This is a genomic window from Amycolatopsis sp. TNS106 (assembly GCF_019330265.1).
Lineage (GTDB): Bacteria > Actinomycetota > Actinomycetes > Mycobacteriales > Pseudonocardiaceae > Amycolatopsis > Amycolatopsis lurida.
The window spans coordinates 5,501,048-5,520,457 of sequence record NZ_CP024972.1 but is presented as its reverse complement, the minus strand read 5'-3'; the positions used below and the strand labels follow the sequence as shown (position 1 = coordinate 5,520,457).

The 19,410-nt window shown below is 67.5% G+C and carries 20 protein-coding genes; 11 read left to right on the top strand and 9 right to left on the bottom strand.

The annotated features are described in order from the left end of the window. Window positions 1-68: 68 nt before the first annotated feature. Complete coding sequence (locus CVV72_RS24830; protein ID WP_255632246.1) at window positions 69-581, bottom strand: hypothetical protein; 513 nt, start codon at window positions 579-581, stop codon at window positions 69-71. Window positions 582-818: 237 nt separating this feature from the next. On the opposite strand from CVV72_RS24830, the gene CVV72_RS24825 reads away from it, so the two are divergent. Both CVV72_RS24825 and CVV72_RS24820 read left to right on the top strand, forming a co-directional pair. After that, window positions 819-2,042, top strand: coding sequence for an NADP-dependent isocitrate dehydrogenase (locus CVV72_RS24825; RefSeq protein ID WP_219146030.1), 1,224 nt, complete (start codon window positions 819-821; stop codon window positions 2,040-2,042). Window positions 2,043-2,227: 185 nt separating this feature from the next. Then, window positions 2,228-2,533: an SH3 domain-containing protein gene (locus CVV72_RS24820; RefSeq protein ID WP_219146029.1), complete on the top strand. Its 306-nt coding sequence runs from the start codon at window positions 2,228-2,230 to the stop codon at window positions 2,531-2,533. Window positions 2,534-2,636: 103 nt separating this feature from the next. On the opposite strand, the gene CVV72_RS24815 is transcribed toward CVV72_RS24820, so the two are convergent. Further along, window positions 2,637-3,380 carry an MBL fold metallo-hydrolase gene (locus CVV72_RS24815; RefSeq protein WP_219146028.1) on the bottom strand — a complete coding sequence of 248 codons (744 nt, stop codon included), beginning with the start codon at window positions 3,378-3,380 and terminating at the stop codon, window positions 2,637-2,639. Between the two features lie 56 nt (window positions 3,381-3,436). Between CVV72_RS24815 and CVV72_RS24810 the strand changes: the two genes are divergently transcribed. Beyond that, window positions 3,437-4,243, top strand: a complete 807-nt coding sequence (locus CVV72_RS24810) for an exodeoxyribonuclease III (protein ID WP_219146027.1) — start codon at window positions 3,437-3,439, stop codon at window positions 4,241-4,243. Between the two features lie 12 nt (window positions 4,244-4,255). Then, a complete protein-coding gene (locus CVV72_RS24805) occupies window positions 4,256-5,098 on the top strand; it encodes a hypothetical protein (RefSeq protein WP_219146026.1) in 843 nt (280 codons plus the stop codon). Here CVV72_RS24805 and CVV72_RS24800 read toward each other — a convergent pair. Beyond that, on the bottom strand, window positions 5,092-5,592 hold the full coding sequence (locus CVV72_RS24800) for a cupin domain-containing protein (protein WP_219146025.1): 501 nt from the start codon (window positions 5,590-5,592) through the stop codon (window positions 5,092-5,094). The genes CVV72_RS24805 and CVV72_RS24800 overlap by 7 nt on opposite strands. A 65-nt stretch (window positions 5,593-5,657) precedes the next feature. Here CVV72_RS24800 and CVV72_RS24795 point away from each other — a divergent pair, with 65 nt between their 5' ends. Beyond that, window positions 5,658-6,158 (top strand): MarR family winged helix-turn-helix transcriptional regulator, encoded by a 501-nt coding sequence (locus CVV72_RS24795; RefSeq protein WP_219146024.1) that lies wholly within the window; start codon window positions 5,658-5,660, stop codon window positions 6,156-6,158. 57 nt (window positions 6,159-6,215) lie between these two features. On the opposite strand, the gene CVV72_RS24790 is transcribed toward CVV72_RS24795, so the two are convergent. Next, window positions 6,216-7,100, bottom strand: a complete 885-nt coding sequence (locus CVV72_RS24790) for a glycoside hydrolase family 19 protein (RefSeq protein WP_219146023.1) — start codon at window positions 7,098-7,100, stop codon at window positions 6,216-6,218. A 397-nt stretch (window positions 7,101-7,497) separates the two neighbouring features. On the opposite strand from CVV72_RS24790, the gene CVV72_RS24785 reads away from it, so the two are divergent. Further along, window positions 7,498-7,824 (top strand): hypothetical protein, encoded by a 327-nt coding sequence (locus CVV72_RS24785; protein WP_219154100.1) that lies wholly within the window; start codon window positions 7,498-7,500, stop codon window positions 7,822-7,824. A gap of 469 nt (window positions 7,825-8,293) precedes the next feature. Here CVV72_RS24785 and CVV72_RS24780 read toward each other — a convergent pair whose 3' ends face one another. Further along, window positions 8,294-9,040 (bottom strand): trypsin-like serine protease, encoded by a 747-nt coding sequence (locus CVV72_RS24780; RefSeq protein ID WP_219146022.1) that lies wholly within the window; start codon window positions 9,038-9,040, stop codon window positions 8,294-8,296. A 163-nt stretch (window positions 9,041-9,203) separates the two neighbouring features. Between CVV72_RS24780 and trpS the strand changes: the two genes are divergently transcribed. Together trpS and CVV72_RS24770 are read left to right on the top strand one after the other, a co-directional pair. Further along, complete coding sequence (trpS, locus tag CVV72_RS24775) at window positions 9,204-10,223, top strand: tryptophan--tRNA ligase (RefSeq protein ID WP_034304577.1); 1,020 nt, start codon at window positions 9,204-9,206, stop codon at window positions 10,221-10,223. Window positions 10,224-10,258: 35 nt separating this feature from the next. Next, on the top strand, window positions 10,259-11,287 hold the full coding sequence (locus CVV72_RS24770) for a YhjD/YihY/BrkB family envelope integrity protein (RefSeq protein ID WP_219146021.1): 1,029 nt from the start codon (window positions 10,259-10,261) through the stop codon (window positions 11,285-11,287). Window positions 11,288-11,289: 2 nt separating this feature from the next. Here CVV72_RS24770 and CVV72_RS24765 read toward each other — a convergent pair whose 3' ends face one another. After that, window positions 11,290-12,528 (bottom strand): D-alanyl-D-alanine carboxypeptidase family protein, encoded by a 1,239-nt coding sequence (locus tag CVV72_RS24765; RefSeq protein ID WP_219146020.1) that lies wholly within the window; start codon window positions 12,526-12,528, stop codon window positions 11,290-11,292. Between the two features lie 43 nt (window positions 12,529-12,571). On the opposite strand from CVV72_RS24765, the gene CVV72_RS24760 reads away from it, so the two are divergent. The 3 genes from CVV72_RS24760 (at window position 12,572) to CVV72_RS24750 (ending at window position 15,668) form a co-directional block, all read left to right on the top strand. Beyond that, window positions 12,572-12,826, top strand: a complete 255-nt coding sequence (locus CVV72_RS24760; RefSeq protein WP_219146019.1) for an SCO4848 family membrane protein — start codon at window positions 12,572-12,574, stop codon at window positions 12,824-12,826. Between the two features lie 79 nt (window positions 12,827-12,905). Beyond that, the gene (locus tag CVV72_RS24755) at window positions 12,906-14,318 is read left to right on the top strand and encodes a S8 family serine peptidase (RefSeq protein ID WP_219146018.1); all 1,413 of its coding nucleotides are present in this window, start codon (window positions 12,906-12,908) and stop codon (window positions 14,316-14,318) included. 132 nt (window positions 14,319-14,450) lie between these two features. Beyond that, window positions 14,451-15,668, top strand: coding sequence for a M14 family zinc carboxypeptidase (locus CVV72_RS24750; RefSeq protein ID WP_255632245.1), 1,218 nt, complete (start codon window positions 14,451-14,453; stop codon window positions 15,666-15,668). A 61-nt stretch (window positions 15,669-15,729) separates the two neighbouring features. Here CVV72_RS24750 and CVV72_RS24745 read toward each other — a convergent pair whose 3' ends face one another. From CVV72_RS24745 to sdhA, 3 genes are all read right to left on the bottom strand, one after another. Then, entirely contained in the window at window positions 15,730-16,698 is a 969-nt protein-coding gene (locus CVV72_RS24745) for a hypothetical protein (protein WP_219146016.1), read from the bottom strand. A 157-nt stretch (window positions 16,699-16,855) separates the two neighbouring features. Beyond that, a complete protein-coding gene (locus tag CVV72_RS24740; RefSeq protein ID WP_016331256.1) occupies window positions 16,856-17,626 on the bottom strand; it encodes a succinate dehydrogenase iron-sulfur subunit in 771 nt (256 codons plus the stop codon). After that, on the bottom strand, window positions 17,626-19,380 hold the full coding sequence (sdhA, locus tag CVV72_RS24735; protein WP_219146015.1) for a succinate dehydrogenase flavoprotein subunit: 1,755 nt from the start codon (window positions 19,378-19,380) through the stop codon (window positions 17,626-17,628). Before sdhA ends, CVV72_RS24740 begins: the two co-directional genes overlap by 1 nt. Between the last annotated feature and the right edge of the window lie 30 nt (window positions 19,381-19,410).

The window sequence follows — 19,410 nt, the reverse complement described above, 5'->3', positions numbered from 1 at the left end:
CTGCACCGGACTACGGACGCCGGCCCCCTTCGGTTCACTTCGATCTCCGCCGGATCGCGTTCAGCCCGCTAAACGCGATTCGCGCGGCGCCGCGAGAGGGTGCCGACCAGGCCGGCCCCGATGAGCAGGAATCCGCTCGCGAACAGGGCGCCCATCACCAGCCACGTCACCAAGCCCACCCCGAGACTCGTCCCGGTCACGTCGTAGGAGAGGCGCATGATGTCCTGCGGGCTCAGCAGGAACGTCAGCCCCGGCAGCACACCCCACAGCACTCCGCCCACGATGGGCCCGATTCCGGACAGTGCTCCGAGGAGCGCGACGCCGAGCAGAAGCAGGCCGCCGAGGATCAGCAAGAACAGGCTGAGCGGGTCTTCACCGACGGACAGGTACTGCGAGAGACTGCGCTGCAGCTGTGCGCCGCCGTAGATCACCAGGCCGAGGGCGACCGGCGTCAGCAGGACACCGCCGATCCCGCTGAGCACGCGCGGCACGGCCCGGCTCGCTTGCCTAGGCTGGGCGCCGTAAGGCTCCGGGGCCTGAGTCTGCTCGTACGGGGGCACGGCGTAGGGGTTGTTCGTCATGGGACCGCCCTTTCCGGTGGGCCGGCAGAGGAGTGCTGTTCGATGATGTCGCGGTCCGCGCGGTTCCGTGACGGCCGGATGGCCGTCGTCCGCCCGGGTGACGTCGGTCACAACCGCCTCGTGGAGACTTGATACCGACCACTACTGGAACCATCCAGGACCGTTAAGCAGTACGCTTGTACCGCTACCGGAGACTGAAGTAGAACGCGAAGATCCGCGGAAGGAGCACCGCTGCTCATGGCCAAGATCAAGGTCCAGGGCACCGTCGTCGAGCTCGACGGCGATGAGATGACCCGCATCATTTGGCAGTTCATCAAGGACAGGCTGATCCACCCGTACCTGGACGTGAACCTGGAGTACTACGACCTGGGTATCGAGGAGCGGGACCGCACCGACGACCAGGTCACCGTCGACTCGGCCAACGCGATCAAGAAGCACGGCGTCGGCGTCAAGTGCGCCACGATCACGCCGGACGAGGCGCGCGTCGAAGAGTTCGGCCTGAAGAAGATGTGGCTCTCGCCCAACGGCACGATCCGCAACATCCTCGGCGGTGTGATCTTCCGCGAGCCGATCGTCATCCAGAACATCCCGCGTCTGGTGCCCGGCTGGACCAAGCCGATCATCATCGGCCGCCACGCGCACGGCGACCAGTACAAGGCGACCAACTTCAAGGTCCCCGGTCCCGGCACGCTGACCATCAGCTACACCCCGGACGATGGCTCCGAGCCGATGGAGTTCGAGGTCGCGAAGTTCCCCGAGGGCGGCGGCGTCGCCATGGGCATGTACAACTACCGCAAGTCCATCGAGGACTTCGCGCGCGCCTCGCTGCAGTACGGCCTGGACCGTGAGTACCCGGTCTACATGTCGACCAAGAACACCATCCTCAAGGCCTACGACGGCATGTTCAAGGACGTGTTCGAGGAGATCTACCAGGCCGAGTTCAAGGCCGACTTCGACGCCAAGGGCATCTCCTACGAGCACCGCCTGATCGACGACATGGTCGCCGCGGCGATGAAGTGGGAGGGCGGCTACGTCTGGGCCTGCAAGAACTACGACGGTGACGTCCAGTCCGACACGGTCGCGCAGGGCTTCGGCTCGCTGGGCCTGATGACGTCGGTGCTGCGCACCCCGGACGGCAAGACCGTCGAGGCCGAGGCCGCGCACGGCACCGTGACCCGGCACTACCGCCAGCACCAGCAGGGCAAGCCGACCTCGACCAACCCGATCGCGTCCATCTACGCGTGGACCCGGGGCCTCGAGCACCGCGGCAAGCTGGACTCGAACCCGGAGCTGATCGGGTTCGCGAACAAGCTGGAGCAGGTCGTCGTCGAGACCGTCGAGAGCGGCAAGATGACCAAGGACCTCGCGCTGCTGATCAGCAAGGATCAGGAGTTCCAGACCACCGAGGAGTTCCTCGCGACGCTGGACGCCAACCTGGCCAAGAAGATCGCCCAGGGCTGAGTTTCGCTTGAAGGCCCCCTTCCCAGGTGGAAGGGGGCCTTTTCGCGTTGTGACGGTGGGTAGCCCGGGACCGGTCCGCGTTGGCGCCTCCGGGTGGTTGGCGATCCGGGATCTGGGCGGCCGCCCCGGCTTCTGCCACTCTGGACCGGACAGAAAACGATTCCCTTGTTCGAGGAGTGACCACCATGGCCATCTCGAAACCGGTCTTGTTCGTCGGCGGCGGACTGGCGCTGATCGTCGTCGTCGCCATCTCGGGACAGGACAGGGAGTCGAGCGCGTCGAGCCCGACCGGTTGCCAGGTCGTGGTGACGGCCGACGTGCTCAACGCGCGCGACGCACCCGGCGGGCAGAAGATCGTCGGCAAGTACGTCAAGGACGCGAAGATCGACGCGCAGCCGGTGGTCGAGAACGGCTTCCGCAAGGTCGCGGAGGGCAAGTGGGTCTCCGTCGAGTTCACGACCCCGGTCGAAGGCGCGAAATGCGGCCCGTGACCTGCGGGATCGCGATTAGGGGGCTAAACGCAGGTGGGCTCTGACCTGCGGGATCGCGATTAGGGGGCTAAACGCAGGTGGGCTCTGACCTGCGGGATCGCGATTAGGGGGCTAAACGCAGGTGGGTGCCTTCCTCGGCCGCCAGCACCTCGCCGCTGAACTCTCTCCGCGCTTCGGCCACCGAGATCGCGCGGTCGGAACCAGGCCAGAAGTGGGTCAGCAGCAGCCGCCGGGCACCGCCTCGCTCGGCCCAGTACCCGGCCTCGCCCGCCGTCGACACCAGACGCGGCGTCTCGTCGGGCGACGGTCCCTGAAGCGTGGCGTCGGCGATGAGGAGGTCGGCGTCGCGCGCCAGTTCGGCGAGGATCGGGCTCGGCCCGCTGTCACCGGTGTAGGCGACCGTGAGCCCGGGCGCGGTCAGGCGGACCCCGTAGTTCGGCACATGGTGCGGAAGCAGGAACGTCGTCATCCGGAACGGCCCGACCTCGCGCGGCGGCCCGAGCTCCCGCACATCGAAGATCGTCGTCGGATGTGGTCGCGGCTCCAGCGCTTCGAGCCGGCGCACCGTGCCCGGAGTGCAGTGCAGCGGGATCCTCGGCTCGTCCGGCAGCCCGTAGGCGCGTGCCCGCCCGAGCGCGCTCACGTCGGCGCAGTGATCGGGATGCTCGTGCGTGACCACCACCGCGTCGACCCGGCCGTCCGGGCAGTGTTCGAACAGTCGTGACGCGGCGCCGTAGCCGAGGTCGAGCACGACTTTGAAACCCTCGTGGACCAGGAGGAAGCCGGCGCAGGCCCGGCCAGGTTCCGGCCAGGCGCCGCAGCTGCCCAGCACGGTCAGCTCGCTCATGCGCGCAGTCTCGCAGAGCGAACGCCCTGCCGGTTCTGTCGGACCCTCCGGGTAGCGTGCGACGGGTGCTGACCGTCTCCACTGTGAATGTCAACGGCCTTCGTGCCGCCGCGAAAAAGGGCTTCGTCGAGTGGCTGGGCTCGACGAAGGCCGATGTCGTCGCCTGCCAGGAGGTCCGGGCCGAGCTCAAGGAGCTCCCGGCCGGTGCCGCCGCGCCCGAAGGCTGGCACGTGGTGCACGCGCCGTCGGCGCAGAAGGGGCGCAACGGCGTCATGCTCTTCAGCCGGGCGGAGCCGGAGGAGGTCCGCATCGGTTTCGGCGAGCCCGAATTCGAGGACAGCGGCCGCTACGCCGAGATCCACCTGCCGAACGTCGTGGTCGCGAGCCTGTACCTGCCCAGCGGCGACGTCGGGACCCCGCGTCAGGACGAAAAGGAGCGCTTCATGGCGGCGTTCCTGCCGTACCTCGTCGACCTGCGCGCCAAGGCCGAGGCCGGCGGCCGTGAGGTAGTCGTCGTGGGGGACTGGAACATCGCCTACGACAAGATCGACCTGAAGAACTGGCGCGGGAACCAGAAGAGCTCGGGCTTCCTGCCGGAGGAGCGGGAGTGGCTCGGCCGCGTGTTCAGCGAGGCCGGCTACGTCGACGTCCAGCGCAAGCTCGACCCGGAAGGTCCCGGCCCGTACACCTGGTGGTCGTACCGCGGGAAGGCGTTCGACAACGACACCGGCTGGCGTATCGACTGCCAGATCGCCACCCCCGGCCTGGCCGAGCGGTGCACCTCCGTCGTGGTCGAGCGCGCCGAGTCCTACGACCGGCGCTGGTCCGACCACGCGCCGGTGACGGCGACCTACTCCGGATAGCCTGGTCAGGTCATGGAGACGAACGAAGCCAGACGTATCGAGGCGACGAACGCCGAGCGCTACGCGATGTCCGGCCAGTACGGGTGGGAGTTCAGCCCGGACGCGCCGAACATGCTGGAGCGGTGGACGGTGCTGCCGTTCAACCAGCGCGGCGACAAGCGGATGGCGTTCGGCGCGCTGAGCGGCATGTATCAGGGACTGCGGTTCAGCGTCTTCGACTACCACCGCCGCCCGACGGTCACGAGCGTGCACACGCGGTGGACCAACAAGAAGGTCAACGAGCTCGACACGATCTCGATCGACACGGTCTGGGCCGTCAGCCTGCCCGCGCCGATGCCGAACTTCCAGATCGTGTCGAGCATCGAGTCCGCCTGGGACGTCGAGCAGTATCCGGAGCCCGCCACCGCGGACCGGAAGTTCAACCGCTGGTACAAGCTGATCGACACCGACCCGAACGTCGCGGTCGGTGTGCTGACACCACAGGTCGCCGTCACGATGCGGTCCTTGAAGCTGCACACCTGGTCGCTGGTCGGCGCGGAGCTGGTCTACGTCGAGAATCCGACCTTCGGCCGGACCAAGCCGGAGGACGTGCTTTCGACGCTGGGGCGTCTCGCGCAGCTGGTTTCGCTGCTGCCGTTCCATCTCGGCGGTGGTCAGCCCGTCGCGCCGCCACCTCCGCAGCAACCCCAGTACCCGCACCAGCCGTATCCGCCGCAGAATCCGGGCTACCCGCAGCAGTACCCGCCTCCGCAGCAGTATCCGCCTCCGCCGCAGTACGGGCGGCAGCCGTATCCGCCGCCGCACTACCCGCAGCCCGGGTATCCGCCGCCGGGGTATCCGCCGCGCGGTTACTGACGGGACTTCGCGCTCTCCGTCCACACTGGACTCTCGACGAAGTGGTTGTCGAACTTTTCCTGACTGTCCAAGAGATCCTGGACGGTCGCTTCGCCGTGCCCGACTTTCTCCAGTAGGCGGAAGTAGCCGAACCGTTCCACGCCGGGGATGAACACGATCAGCACGTCCGCCGGCGAGTCCACGGCCGCGCGGAAAGCGTGTGTGATCAGTGGTGGGACGACCAGCATGTCACCTTCGGAAACGGTGACGATTTCTTCCCCCACAAGGACTTCCAGCTTTCCGTCGAGCATGAAGAACATCTCGGAGGAGCCGGTGTGATAGTGCGGAGCGGCTCCATCCGCGCCGACGCCCAACCGTGTTCGCGCGCCGCTCAGGACCCCGCCTGTGGTCGAGACGTCGGCGAGCAGCGTGACAAGGGCGGGGGCAGCGCCGACGGTCTCAGCTTCGGTGGCGCGGACGAGGACGGGTTCACGGGCTTCGATGCGCTGTGTCATGCCGCCGATAGTTCCACCGCTGATAGTTCGCTGTCAAACTATCTCCTGTCGAATAGACTGCTCGCGTGAGCGAAGAACGAAACACGGACGCGATCGACGCGGTCGTCGGCGCGTGGCGGCGCGAACGGCCGGACCTGGACCTGACCGCGATCGGGGTCGCCGGGCGTCTCGGTCGGGTGGCGATGCTGACCACGCCCATGGTGGAAGCCGTATTCGCGAAGCACGGCTTGAAGCAGGGGGAGTTCGACGTGCTCGCGGCGCTCAGGCGATCCGGGAAGCCGTACACGCTGATCCCGTCCGAGCTTTCCGCGACGCTGATGATGTCGAGGGCCGGGATGACCAGCAGGATCGACCGGCTCGAGTCGGCGGGGCTGGTCGAACGGGCGTTGGATCCCGAAGATCGGCGGAGCTTCCGGGTCACGCTGACCGAGCGTGGCTTCGAAGTCGTCGACGCCGCCATGACCGAGCACACGGAGAACGTCGCGAAGCTGCTCTCGCCGCTCGGTGAGGATCTCGGCGTCCTGGACGCGTCGTTGCGGCGGCTGCTGACATCCCTCGAAAGCTGAAGGGCCCTTCGCCGCGTCTCGCATGCGGCGAAGAGCCCCTTCAGCACCTTCGCTGGATCAGCAGTACAGGTTGCCGCCCGGGGTCACGCCGAGGATGCCGGTGAACTGCTGGTACTTGTTCACGCGGCTCTGCACCTGGGCGGGGTTGCCGCCGTTGCACTCGATGCTGCCGTTGATGCTGCGGATGGTCTCGCCGAAGCCGCGGCTGTTGACCATCGCGTCGTGCGGGGTCATCGTGCCGGGACCGTTCTGGGTCATCCAGTACCAGATACCGGTCTTCCACGCGACGGCCGCGTCGTTCTGCACCAGCCACGGGTTGGTCAGCAGCGGCAGGCCCAGCGCGTCGCCGGCGGCCTTGTAGTTGAAGTTCCAGCTCAGCTGGATCGGGCCGCGGCCGTAGTACGCGGCGTTGCCCGCGGGGCAGCCGTAGGACTGGCTCGTGTCGCAGTAGTGCGGGTAGTTGGCCTCGTTCTGTTCGACGATGTGGACGAGGCCACCGGTCTCATGGCTGACGTTCGCCAGGAAGGCCGCCGCTTCCTGCTTCTTCACGGTGTCGCTGCCCGTGCCCGCGAAGGCCGGGTATGCGCTCAGGGCGGTGACCAGGCCGTTGTAGGTGTAGAAGGGGTTCCGGCTCGGGAACATCTGGTTGAACTGGGCCTCGCTGACCACGAAGCCGGACGGGTTCGGCGGGTTGGTGGTGCCGCCGCAGGCGCCCTGGTCGGCCCATACCTGCGCGCTACCAGGGGTTTCGTTCTGCGTCCACCACTTCGCGGACCAGTTGCGCCCGTTGTGGGAGGCGGTGTTGCCGCCCCAGTAGACCGAGCTCGCGTTCCACGGCGCCACGCAGTCCGCGGCGGAGGCGGATTGGGCCGGGACGACCACGGCGACCGTGGTGGCGGCGAAGGTGGCGGCGACCGCCGCGAGAATACGTCGAAGAGACATCGGTGGCTCCTTCGTACGAGGGGACCATGCAGGGAGATTGGTCTATACCTTTTAGGGGTATGGTCAACAGGTATAGACCATTGCGGACAAGAAACCAACCGGGGAAAGCCGGATACTGCCTGTTAGGCCGCGTGTGACAGTCGAATGGTCTAACCCTGTCCGGTTTTGTCGGAAACCGATCTTGAATACGGCAACTCTGAGAAGAGGGGTGCTCGAAACATCCCCCCTGTGAGGGGCTACTCTCGTGCCCCGAGTTGATCAGAACCCACAGGTCTTGACACGCTCGGTAGTTTTTTGACCAGCATCCTGGAAATGCTCACTCGTTCGGGTTAGCGTTCCGGTTCGGCAATGTCACGTCACGGGAGGCACTCCGGTGCGGAACCCAGTTCATCTCCTGATGCGATCGGCCATGCCCGCGGCGAGGGCCGCGGCGGTCGTCGCGATCCCGGTCGCGCTGCTCGTCGCGGGCGCGGTGCCGGCATCGGCCGCGGACACGACGTCGCGGTCGGAGATGGCGTTCGGTCTTCTGGGCCCGGTCGGCTTGATCGCCGTCGCGCTCGGCATCGTCGGGATGGCCTTCGGCGTGTTCCGCCAGCGCAGGAAGGCGCGCGCGGCCGCTGTCGCCCCCGCTCCCGCTCCGGCGCAGCCCGCCACCCCGCATGTCGCCGCGATGGCCGAGGCCGTGCTCGCGGATGACGCCCTCACTCGCCAGCAGCGCCCCTGACCTACGCCTCCCGGCCCCGGATCGCGATTAGGGGGCTAAACGCAGGTCGGCGTCCCTGGCCTGGCGGATCGCGGTTTGCCCGCTAAACGCAGGTCGGCGGATTTTTGGGTAGGTACACCTAGTCCGGCCCGGATTGTTTAGCCGCTCGCTGATCGCCACGCTCGGGTCCATGACGGTGACACGGCGTCGCAGCCGGCCCGGTGACCCCTTCCCCCGCGCCCTGGACCGGGCGATCACGGACAGCGGCCTCGGCCTCGACCGGATCCGGCACCGGCTCGCCCTGGAGGGCGTCCGGGTCAGCGTCGCGACCTTGAGCTACTGGCGGACCGGAAGAAGCCGCCCCGAGCGGTGCGACTCCCTGAAGGCGGTCGCGCTGCTGGAGCGGCTCTTCGAACTTCCGCACGGTTCCTTGCTGAACCGGCTGGGCCCGCGTCGCCCCCGGGGACGGTGGGGCGACGCGGGGACCGGATCAGACGCCGGAGTTGGTACGGATCCAGCTACGGAAGTAGGGGACGTCCACGTAGATCGACGGCCCGGTCGCGCAGGTGCTGCTGTTGTTCCCGGCGCGGCTCGTCGCGCCGACCAGCTGCCAGACACCGCTGACCTGCTTGACCTGCGGGCCGCCCGAGTCGCCGTAGCAGGCACCCGAGTTGCCGTTGGGGTTGTTGGTGCAGATCTCGCTGGCGCCGTTGATGCCGAGGCAGCGGCTGTCGGCGACGATCGAGGTGTTCAGCTCCTGGAGGTTGATCGGGGCGCCACAACCACCGCGGGTGGGGCAGGTCTGGCCCCAGCCGATGATCCGCGTCGCGGTGCCGACGGCCCCGGACGAAGCGGCGATCGTGACCGGCGCCTGCGACACCGCCGTCGAGAGGCGCAGCAGCGCCAGGTCGGCGCTCGGGTGGGCGATGCGCTGCGCCACGCGGGCGACGGTGCCGCCGCTGGTGCGGTTCGTGGTGCCGACGCGCACCTGGTACGGCGTGCCACAGTGCGCCGCGGTGACCACCCAGGTCGAGCTGATCAGTGAGCCACCGCACTGGTGGCTGCCGGAGCTCGACTGCTGGGACACCATGAACGAGTAGACCTGGGTCGCGTTGCCGCCGCCGACGATGTTCGGCTGGACGCCTCCGGTGGGCTCGGCCGCCGCCGCGACGCCGGAAAGCGAGAAGACGGCCGCGGCCGCCATGGCCAAGCCCATCAGTAGGGATCGTGCCTTCATCTGGGTTCTCCTTCGGTGTGGCCGGAAGATCCGGTGCCATGAACGCTAGGAATCGGGCACCCCGGCCAGAACCGTCGGAAGTATGTGGCGTTTAACCGTTTAGACCGTTCGGCCGGGGCGAGGCCGAGTGACCCGCCGTGGCGTGGCCTGAGAGAATCCGGGCGTGTCCGACGAACAGAAGCGCCCGCGCGTGCTCTCCGGGATCCAGCCGACCGCCGACTCGTTCCACCTCGGCAACTACCTGGGCGCGCTGCGGCAGTGGGTTCGGCTCCAGGACACCCACGACACCTTCTACATGGTCGTCGACCTGCACGCGATCACCGTCGAGCAGGATCCGAAGGTGCTGCTCGACCGCACCCGCCGCTCGGCCGCGCAGCTGCTCGCGCTCGGGGTCGACCCGGCCCGCAGCGCGCTGTTCGTCCAGAGCCACGTGCCCGAGCACGCCCAGCTGGGCTGGGTGCTGGAGTGCCAGACCGGCTTCGGCGAAGCGAGCCGGATGACGCAGTTCAAGGACAAGGCCGCGAAGCAGGGCACCGACCGCGCCAGTGTCGGCCTGTTCACATACCCGGTCCTGCAGGCCGCCGACATCCTGCTGTACCAGGCGAACGAGGTCCCCGTCGGCGAGGACCAGCGGCAGCACCTGGAGCTGACGCGCAACCTCGCGCAGCGGTTCAACAACCGCTACGGCAAGACGTTCACCGTGCCGGAGCCGCATATCGTCAAGGACACGGCGAAGATCTACGACCTCCAGGACCCGACCGCGAAGATGAGCAAGTCCTCGTCGACCGGCAACGGTCTCATCGAGCTGCTCGAAGACCCGAAGAAGTCGGCGAAGAAGGTGCGCTCGGCGGTCACGGACACCGGCCGCGAGATCGTCTTCGACGCCGAGAACAAGCCGGGCGTTTCGAATCTGCTGACGATCCTCTCCGCGCTGACCGATCAGCCGGTCGCCGAACTCGAGAACTCGTACGAGGGCAAGGGTTACGGCGACCTGAAGAAGGGCGTCGCGGAGGCGTTCGTCGACTGGGTCACGCCGGTGCAGGAGCGCGTCCAGTCCTATCTGGACGACGTCGCCGAGCTCGACAAGGCCTTGGCGCTCGGTGCGCAACGGGCCAGGGAAGTCGCTTCGGTGACGTTGCGGAACGTCTACGAGAACATCGGGTTCCTTCCCCCGGCGGGCTGATTCGCGCTGCGCAGTCGTCGCCGTGTGGTTAGCGTTTGACGGTGGCGAATGATGACGGCGCGAAGCCGGAACAGGACAAGCTGTTACCGCGCCTGAGGCGGAAGTACGGCTGGCTCGATCACCTCATCCGGGCGAACGACGCCTTCACCGAGCGTTACGGCAACCACTACGCGGCCGCCATCACGTACTTCAGCGTGCTTTCGGTGATCCCGATCTTGATGGTCGCCTTCGCGGTCCTCAAGATCGTGCTGGCCGGCGACCAAGTGGTGACGAATCAGCTCGTGGACGGCATCAAGAAGTCGGTCCCGGAAGGGCTGAGCGATCTCGTCGGCAGCATCATCAAGGCGGCGCTGGACTCCGGCGGCGGGATCGGGGTGTTCGGCCTCCTGCTGGCCCTGTATTCGGGCATCGGCTGGATGACGAACCTGCGTGACGCGCTGACCGCCCAGTGGGGCCAGGAAAAGCAGCAGTTGCCGTTGGTGTCGACGACGATCAAGGACCTGCTGTCCCTTGTGGGGCTCGGTCTCGCGCTGGTGGTCTCGTTCGGCCTCACCGCGGCGGGCAGTGGCGTCGGGCGGTTCCTGCTCGAACTGGTCGGTCTCGAAAACCAGGGCTGGGCCGTCTTCCTGTTGAAGGTCGCGACGATCCTGCTCGGCTTGCTCGCGAACACCCTGGTCTTCCTGTGGGTCATCGCGAGGCTGCCCCGTGAGCATGTCGCGCTGCGCAGCGCGGTCAAGGGCGCGATCTTCGCCGCGGTCGGGTTCATCGTGCTCCAGCAGGCCGCGACCCTCTACCTCGGCAGTGTCACGAAATCACCGGCCTTCACGTTGTTCGGCCCGGTGATCGGCCTGCTCGTGTTCGCGAACCTCGTTTCGCGGTTCCTGCTGTTCGTCACCGCCTGGACGGCGACGGCGAAGGAGAACCTGAAGACGGTCGTCGAGCCGCCGCCCCCGGTGCTGATCCACCCGAGGGTGACCGTTCAGCAGGGGCCGGGACTCGGCGCCGTCGGCGGGGCTTTCGCGACCGGAGCGCTGCTGGGCTGGTTCGGCCGCCGCAAGTCCTGACGTTATTCGCCGACCATGGCCTTCTTGCGCTGGTGGCCGACGACGAACGACGCCACGATGATCAGGAAGACGACCAGCGTGATGATCCAGCCCGTCACGCCGAACGGGTCTTCGGCCGCGGCCGCGGCTCCGCTGTTCGACGCGCCGTCGGCGTTCGGCGCGGCGTTGGCCGGATCCGCGTTCACGGCTTCCGGTGACCGGTATTCGATGCGCCCTACCGATTCGGCCTTGGACTCACGCAGCGCGATGCCGTAATCGAGGAGTTTCGCGGCCTGTTCGGTGACCCGGGTCGGCCGCTGCTCGGCGCGCAGCATCACGACCCCGACCCGATGCCCGTTCTGGACCGCGCTGCCGGCGTAGGTGTGGCGCGCGTCGTCGGTGAAGCCGGTCTTCCCGCCGGTGAACCCGGGATAGTTGCCGAGGAGCTTGTTGTCGTTGTAGATCGTGACGACCGGTTTTCCCGCGGTGGCGGGGACTTCGAAGCTCTTGGTCTTGACCACCTTGGCGAATTCGGGGTTCTTCATCGCGTAGTGGAAGATCAGGCTCATGTCGTAGGCGGAGGTCGACATACCGGGGCCGTCGAGCCCGGACGGGGTCGCGGCCCGGGTGTCCGTGGCGCCGATACGGGTGGCCAGCGCGTTCATCTTCGCGAGGGTCGCGTCCAGGCCGCCGAGCACGGTGGAGAGCGCGTGCGCCGCGTCGTTGCCCGAGTGCATCAGCAGTCCGTGCAGCAGCTGGTCCACTGTGTACTGACCGCCCGCGGCGATGCCCATGCAGGTGCACTCCTGCTCGGCGTCCTCCTTGGTCGGCACGACGATCTTGGCGGGCGGGAGTTCGGTGACCACGACCAGCCCGAGCAGGACCTTGATCAGCGACGCCGGCCGCTGACGGGCGTGCGGGTCCTTCGCCGCGATGACGTCACCGGTGTCGAGATCCTGTAGCACCCACGACGCGGAGGTGTTCCCCTCGGGCGGGTTCAGCGCGCGCTTCGGGAGCACGAGCCCGCATTCGGCCATCCGGTCGCCGCCCACCGGGACCGGCGGCACCGGCAGCGGCGCCGGAGCGGCCTCGCCGGGGCGTGGTTTCTCGGAGGTGTCGACGGGCGGGGGAGGCGTCACCTTGTTCGCGCACGGCTGCGCCTGGGCTGGTGGCTTCGGGGCGGCTGTGGCCACCGGCGTCACCGCGAGGGCGAGCACACCGGAAACGAGGACCAGGAGCGACCGGGAGATAGCGCTGTGCACCCGAGCAATGTAGCGTCGCCGGGCTCGCTGCATACTCAGGGGCATGCGCATTTCGCGAGGTACTTCGATGTTCCTGCTGGGTTTCGGCGTGTGGTCGTGGATCATCTGGATCACGTTCGCCAAGAACCTCTGGGACAGTGACCGCGCGTGGGCCGCGGACGGCTCGCCCACGGCTTACTTCATCGTGCACGCGGTGCTGACGGTGATCTCGTTCGTGCTCGGCACCATCATCGGGCTCATCGGTCTGCGCACGCTTCGTGGCGCCAAGTCACGGGACGCGGAGAAGGCTGACGCCTGATCGGGTTTTGTCGTCCTTTTGACGGTGTTGGGCGGGGTCCGGCTCGCTTACGTTCACTCCACCGAATCATGGAGGTGGAATGTCCCGGATCAGACGCCTGCTCGTCCCCGCGCTCGTCGCGGCGGCGGCGGGAAGCGTGTTCGCGGCCCCGTCGGCGAGCGCCGCGCCCGCGCCCGAATGCGACACCGCGAGCGCGCCGTTCAACTACGTGGTGCTCTACAACCCGCGTACCCCGGAACGCAAGGTCGACAACGAACTGCGCGCCAAGTGCGGCGAGAAGGTCGCGTACTACCCGGAGATCGGGGTCGCGGTGGCGACCTCGCGCAACGCCGACTTCCAGGCGAAGATCGGTGTCTTCCGCGCCTACTCGGGCGGCCGTGACGTCGCGTTCCCGCCGGCGGCCTCCACCCGCTCGACCCGCTCCGCCGTGGTCGACACCAAGGAGAACGAAGAGACCACCAGCGTCGCCGTCGAAGAGGACCTGTCGGCCCAGCAGTGGGACATGCGGGCGATCCAGGCGCCCGAAGCGAACAAGATCTCCGGTGGCAGCCGCTCGGTGACCGTCGGCGTGCTGGACTCGGGCATCGAGCCCACCCACCCGGCGCTGAAGGCGGCCCTCGACCCGTCGGTGTCCGCCGGCTGCAACAGCGGCGCGCCCGACACCACCCCCGCCGCCTGGGCGCCCACGAACTCCGACCACGGCACGCACGTCGCCGGCACGATCGCGGGCAAGGACGCCGCACGCGGCTTCACCGGTGTCGCGCCCGGCGTCAAGCTGGCGTCGGTGAAGGTCGTGAACGACGACGGCCTGATCCTCCCCGAGGCCGCGGTGTGCGGGTTCATGTGGGCGGCGAAGCACCGCTTCCCGGTCACGAACAACAGCTACTACATCGACCCGGGCATGTTCTACTGCTCGAAGGAGCCGGGCGACGCGGCCGCGTACGAGGCCGTCCGCCGCGCGGTGACCTACTCGACCGGACGTGGCGTGCTGAACGTCGCCGCCGCCGGCAATAGCGGTTTCGACCCGGACGAGCAGACCACCGACCCGAACCGCCCGCACCCGGTCGACGAGAGCTGCGGCATCCTGCCCAAGGCCATCGACGGCGTCGTCAACGTTTCGGCCATCGGCTACGCGGGCACGAAGTCGTCGTACAGCAACTACGGTGACGACGTTTCGGTCACCGCCCCGGGCGGCGACCGCGCCCAGCTGCCGCCCGTCGGCCAGGGGGTCGGCTGCCCGCTGTCGACCATCTTCAACGGCGGCTACGGTGCCAAGTGCGGCACCTCGATGGCGTCTCCGCACGTCGCCGGTGTCGCCGCGCTACTGGCGTCCCGGTTCAAGCACGCTCCGCCCGCGGCGCTGAGGTGGCTGCTGGAGCACCAGGCGGACGCGGTTCCCTGCGGCACCGCGGCGCCGGTCTGCGAAGGTCCGGAGAAGGACAACTCGTACTACGGCCACGGCCGCGTCAATGCTCTGGACGCGGTGAAGTAGTTTCGCGCGATCGCCGGGGCCGGTCCACGTTCGTGGGACGGCCCCGGTTTCGTTTTCGGGAACTTTCGCCGGATTCGCGATCGGGGTCCTTCTCGCTACGTTGTGAGCACCTTCGACAGTGGGGAGTTCACGATGTCGTTGTCCGGTCGATTGGTTCCTGTGGTGGTGGGGCTGGCGATGCTCCCGCTCGTCAGCGCGCCCGCGGCGGTGGCGGCTCCGGTGGCGCCCTGCAGCGAAGAACCGCGGGAGCTGCCCATCACCGAGTTCACCGACTATCGCGAGATGGTGCGGGAGCTCGGGCGACTCGAACGGGTGAGCCAAGGGCGAGTGGCGGTCAAGGAAGTCGGGCGGTCCAACCGCGGCCGGGTGATCCACCAGGCGACCGTCGGGACCGGGCCGAAGGTCTTCGTGGTCTCCAGCGAGATCCACGGGAACGAGAAGACCGGCACCGACGCCCTGCTGCGCATCCTCGACTACCTCGGCACGTCGGAGTCGCGGGACGCCGAGCGCTTGCGGAAGACCATCACCTTCGTCGCGGTGCCGAAACTGAACCCGGACGGCGCCGAACTCGACCGGCGCGGCAACGACCTGTCGTGGGCCGAGGTGCAGCGGAAGTTCCCCCAGTTGAAGGACCGGCCGCCCGCCTGGAACTACCTCAACGACGTCCTCCAAGGCGACGACTACCGCAAGCGGCCGGGATTCGACGTCAACCGCGACTTCAATCCCGAGCTGAACTACGTCCCGCGCGCGGAGGACTTCCCGGGCGCGCCGGACCAGCCGGGATGGTTCATCACGCCCGAGGCGCGGGCGCTGCGTTCGGTGTACCTGGAGCTGACCGCTTCGCGGGGGAAGGTGCCCGACGTCTACGTCGATCTGCACCATCAAGGCGCCTGCGTCCGGCAGGAAGGCAGCGACCGGCTGCTCGACGTCGGCATCGACTACCCGCCGCTGCCCGACAAGTTCTTCGAGCCAGGCCAGAAGTACGCGAAGTACCGCGATGTGTACACAAAGGACGAATCGCGGCAGCTGGCGATCAGCGCGTTCAACGGGATGACGTCGCGCGGGTTCGTCGGGGCGCGGTATCCGCATGCCCCGGATCGGGATCTGCCGGGGCAGGCGCGGTGTTCGTTCGCGCTGAACGGGACGGGGACGGTGCTGTTCGAGGTGCGCGGGCAGACGCAGACGCTCGGGCAGCAGCACCGGGAGCGCTTCACGCGCGCGGTGATGGCTGGGCTGTACAACATGCTGCGGGACGTGAGCACGGGTGCGGTCGGGTACATCGACCCGGAGGCTTTCGACTGGCTGCCCGGCACTGCCGACTCCTCGCACCTCGCGCGCGTGCTGGAGTAGCGCCTGTCCGTGAAGGCCTCCTTGAGGGACTCTGGGTCCCTCAAGGAGGCCTTCACGGACTTCAAGCGGCACGGGAGACCAGGCTGACGGGTGGACGTGGACGGGCTGATGCGGCGAGACGAGCTGCTTCCAGCTCAGCCAGGACTCCGGCGGGATCGGACAGCAGTCGCGAGGGCAAAGTCTGGACGACGATGATCCCAGTGGTCGCGTAGCGTGTATTGCGCACGATGGTGCGCCGGTAGTCCTCGCGGGAGAAGTGGAAGTCGTACGAATCGATCTCCCATGCGAGCGCTATGTCGTCCCACCAGGCGTCAGGACGACCGATGTAGCCACCGCGACTGTCCCGGATTTCCGGATTCCAGTGGCTAGGTCGAACCGGGAGGCTGCGGCTCAGGATCTTGGCTCGTGCTTCCGCGACCGAATAGAGGTCCTTCCACTCGCCGAGAATCCTGCGTGGGATGGCAGTGCCTCGTTTGGAACCTGTGTTCAGCTCGTGGGCGAGGGCTTCGGGGGAGCATCGGCCGCGCTGAATCGCCTCGACGAGCAGACGTCCGACTGGCTCAACCGTCCGCAGGCGCCGGCACGTGTCCGTGGTCGCACGAACGAGGGGAGCCAAGGGAACACCTTCGCGGATTCGTGGTTCCGGTAGTCGATGGGTTCGCTCGACGGTCACGAATTCGGCACTGCGGACTTTGTGTTCATGCGGGATGAGTACATGAACATCGTCGTCCGGAGGCAGCTCGCGGGGGCGGAGTCCGTGTCGGCGACAGGCCTCCACGCCGGTCACCAGTGCGCGCGGGCCTGCATGCAGCAGCGCTCCGATCACCCGTTCTTCGGCCGTCGGGGGAGCCGAGTGCAGGAGAACGATTCCCGGTAGCAGGCGTTGCCAAGGGCCACCGGGCAGACATCTTCGGTAGATGACCTTGCTGCTCATGTCGAGCGCTTCCAAGGTGGTGGCCTTGATGACGCCGCCACGGCTTCGCTGCTGGAGCAGTTCGGGATGCTCGGCCCATCGGCCACGTTTGTTCATGATCACAGCGTGCGCCCGGCCAGGTCGCGATCACCAGACACACTTCGTCGCCCTGTGGATAACCCGGGCCTTGTGGATAACTACCCCAGAAGTCCGTGAAGGCCTCCTTGAGGGACCCAGAGTCCCTCAAGGAGGCCTTCACGGACCGCAGAGGCGGTTAGACGCGCTTGAACAGCAGGGCGCGTTTGACTTCCTGGATGGCCTTCGTGACCTGGATGCCACGCGGGCAGGCATCGGTGCAGTTGAACGTCGTCCGGCAGCGCCAGACACCCTCGGAGTCGTTCAGGATGTCCAGACGCTCTTCGGCGCCTTCGTCACGCGAGTCGAAGATGAACCGGTGCGCGTTGACGATCGCGGCCGGGCCGAAGTACGAGCCGTCGTTCCAGTACACCGGGCACGAGGACGTGCAGCAGGCGCACAGGATGCACTTGGTCGTGTCGTCGAACCGGTCGCGGTCGGCCTGCGACTGGATCCGCTCGCGCGTGGGCTCGTTCCCGTAGGCGATCAGGTACGGCTTCACAGCCTTGTACGCCTCGAAGAACGGGTCCATGTCGACGTAAAGGTCCTTGAGCGTCGTCAGGCCCTTGATCGGCGCGATGGTGATGGTCGTCTTCTTGCCGTTGGTCTCCAGCAGGTCCTTCATCAGGACCTTGCACGCCAGCCGGTTGATGCCGTTGATCTGCATCGCGTCGGAACCGCAGACGCCGTGCGCGCACGAGCGCCGGAACGAGAACGTCCCGTCGATGTAGTCCTTCACGTAGAAGAGCAGGTTCAGCAGCCGGTCGGTGCGCTGCGCCGGGACGTCATAGGACTCCCAGTGCGGCTCGTTGTCGATCTCGGGGTTGAACCGGAGGATCTTCAGCGTGACGGTGATCGGCGTGTGGTCGGAGGACACGGCCTCCGACTTCTCGGGGGTTGCCGTGGTCATCAGTACTTCCGCTCCATCGGTTCGTAGCGGGTGAAGGTCACCGGCTTGTAGTCCAGGCGGACGTCGGCGGTGAGACCTTCGCCCTCCTTGTAGGCCATGGTGTGCCGCATGAAGTTCGTGTCGTCGCGGTTCGGGTAGTCCTCGCGCGCGTGCCCGCCGCGGGACTCCTTGCGCGCCAGGGCGCCGACGACGAGGACTTCGGCCAGTTCGAGCAGGAAGCCCAGCTCGACGGCTTCGAGGACGTCGGTGTTGTACCGCTTCCCCTTGTCCGTCACGGTGATCCGGCTGTACCGCTCCTTCAGCGCCTGCACGTCGGTCAGCGCCTGCTTGAGCGTGTCCTCCGTGCGGTACACCGAAGCGTGCGAGTCCATCGTCCGCTGCAGCTCGGTGCGGATGTCGGCGACGCGCTCGTCACCGTGCTCCGAGAGCAGCAGCGCGAGCTGGTCTTCCACGACCTTGGTCGGGTTCTCCGGCAGCTCGATGTGGTCGTGCGCCAGCGCGTACTCGGCGGCGGCGATGCCCGCGCGGCGGCCGAACACGTTGATGTCGAGCAGCGAGTTGGTGCCGAGCCGGTTCGAGCCGTGCACGGACACGCACGCCACCTCACCCGCGGCGTACAGGCCGGGGATGACGTTCTCGTTGTCCCGCAACGCCTCGCCGTGGATGTTGGTCGGGATTCCGCCCATCACGTAGTGACAGGTCGGGAACACCGGCACCGGTTCGGTGACCGGGTCGACGCCCAGGTACGTCCGCGAGAACTCCATGATGTCCGGGAGTTTCGCGTTCAGCGTCTCTTCCGGGATGTGCGTGACGTCGAGGACGACGTAGTCCTTGTTCGGCCCGCAACCGCGGCCCTGCAGCACTTCCTGCACCATCGACCGGGCGACGATGTCACGCGGCGCGAGGTCCTTGATGGTGGGGGCGTAGCGCTCCATGAACCGCTCGCCGTCGGCGTTGCGGAGGATGCCGCCTTCACCGCGCACGGCCTCGGAGATGAGGATGCCGAGCCCGGCGAGGCCTGTCGGGTGGAACTGGAAGAACTCCATGTCCTCCAGCGGCAGGCCCTTGCGGAAGATGATGCCGAGGCCGTCACCGGTGAGGGTGTGGGCGTTCGACGTCGTCTTGAAGATCTTGCCCGCGCCGCCGGTGGCGAACACGATCGACTTCGCCTGGAAGACGTGCAGCTCGCCGGTCGCCAGTTCGTAGGCGACGACGCCGGACGCGGCCGGGTTGCCGTTCTCGTCCGGGGTCAGCACCAGGTCGAGCACGTAGAACTCGTTGAAGAACTCGGTGCCGTGCTTGACGCAGTTCTGGTACAGCGTCTGCAGGATCATGTGCCCGGTGCGGTCCGCGGCGTAGCAGGCGCGGCGCACCGCGGCCTTGCCGTGGTCACGGGTGTGCCCGCCGAAGCGGCGCTGGTCGATCTTGCCCTCGGGCGTCCGGTTGAACGGCAGGCCCATCTTCTCGAGGTCGAGGACCGCGTCGATGGCCTCCTTCGCCATGATCTCGGCGGCGTCCTGGTCGACCAGGTAGTCGCCGCCCTTGATCGTGTCGAAGGTGTGCCACTCCCAGTTGTCCTCTTCGACGTTCGCCAGCGCGGCGCACATGCCGCCCTGGGCGGCGCCGGTGTGCGAACGCGTCGGGTAGAGCTTGGTGAGGACCGCGGTGCGGGCACGCTGGCCGGATTCGATGGCCGCGCGCATGCCGGCGCCACCGGCGCCGACGATCACCACGTCGTACTTGTGGAACTGCATAGGGATGACTCCGCTTAACGTGTGGTGGGC

Excerpts from the sequence above, each read along its gene's own strand:
- CVV72_RS24830 (WP_255632246.1), bottom strand. The coding sequence starts at position 581 with ATGACGAACAACCCCTACGCCGTGCCCCCGTACGAGCAGACTCAGGCC.
- CVV72_RS24825 (WP_219146030.1), top strand. The coding sequence starts at position 819 with ATGGCCAAGATCAAGGTCCAGGGCACCGTCGTCGAGCTCGACGGCGAT.
- CVV72_RS24820 (WP_219146029.1), top strand. The coding sequence starts at position 2,228 with ATGGCCATCTCGAAACCGGTCTTGTTCGTCGGCGGCGGACTGGCGCTG.
- CVV72_RS24815 (WP_219146028.1), bottom strand. The coding sequence starts at position 3,380 with ATGAGCGAGCTGACCGTGCTGGGCAGCTGCGGCGCCTGGCCGGAACCT.
- CVV72_RS24805 (WP_219146026.1), top strand. The coding sequence starts at position 4,256 with ATGGAGACGAACGAAGCCAGACGTATCGAGGCGACGAACGCCGAGCGC.
- CVV72_RS24800 (WP_219146025.1), bottom strand. The coding sequence starts at position 5,592 with ATGACACAGCGCATCGAAGCCCGTGAACCCGTCCTCGTCCGCGCCACC.
- CVV72_RS24790 (WP_219146023.1), bottom strand. The coding sequence starts at position 7,100 with ATGTCTCTTCGACGTATTCTCGCGGCGGTCGCCGCCACCTTCGCCGCC.
- CVV72_RS24785 (WP_219154100.1), top strand. The coding sequence starts at position 7,498 with ATGCGATCGGCCATGCCCGCGGCGAGGGCCGCGGCGGTCGTCGCGATC.
- CVV72_RS24780 (WP_219146022.1), bottom strand. The coding sequence starts at position 9,040 with ATGAAGGCACGATCCCTACTGATGGGCTTGGCCATGGCGGCCGCGGCC.
- CVV72_RS24760 (WP_219146019.1), top strand. The coding sequence starts at position 12,572 with ATGCGCATTTCGCGAGGTACTTCGATGTTCCTGCTGGGTTTCGGCGTG.
- CVV72_RS24755 (WP_219146018.1), top strand. The coding sequence starts at position 12,906 with ATGTCCCGGATCAGACGCCTGCTCGTCCCCGCGCTCGTCGCGGCGGCG.
- CVV72_RS24750 (WP_255632245.1), top strand. The coding sequence starts at position 14,451 with ATGTCGTTGTCCGGTCGATTGGTTCCTGTGGTGGTGGGGCTGGCGATG.
- CVV72_RS24745 (WP_219146016.1), bottom strand. The coding sequence starts at position 16,698 with ATGAACAAACGTGGCCGATGGGCCGAGCATCCCGAACTGCTCCAGCAG.
- CVV72_RS24740 (WP_016331256.1), bottom strand. The coding sequence starts at position 17,626 with ATGACCACGGCAACCCCCGAGAAGTCGGAGGCCGTGTCCTCCGACCAC.
- sdhA (WP_219146015.1), bottom strand. The coding sequence starts at position 19,380 with ATGCAGTTCCACAAGTACGACGTGGTGATCGTCGGCGCCGGTGGCGCC.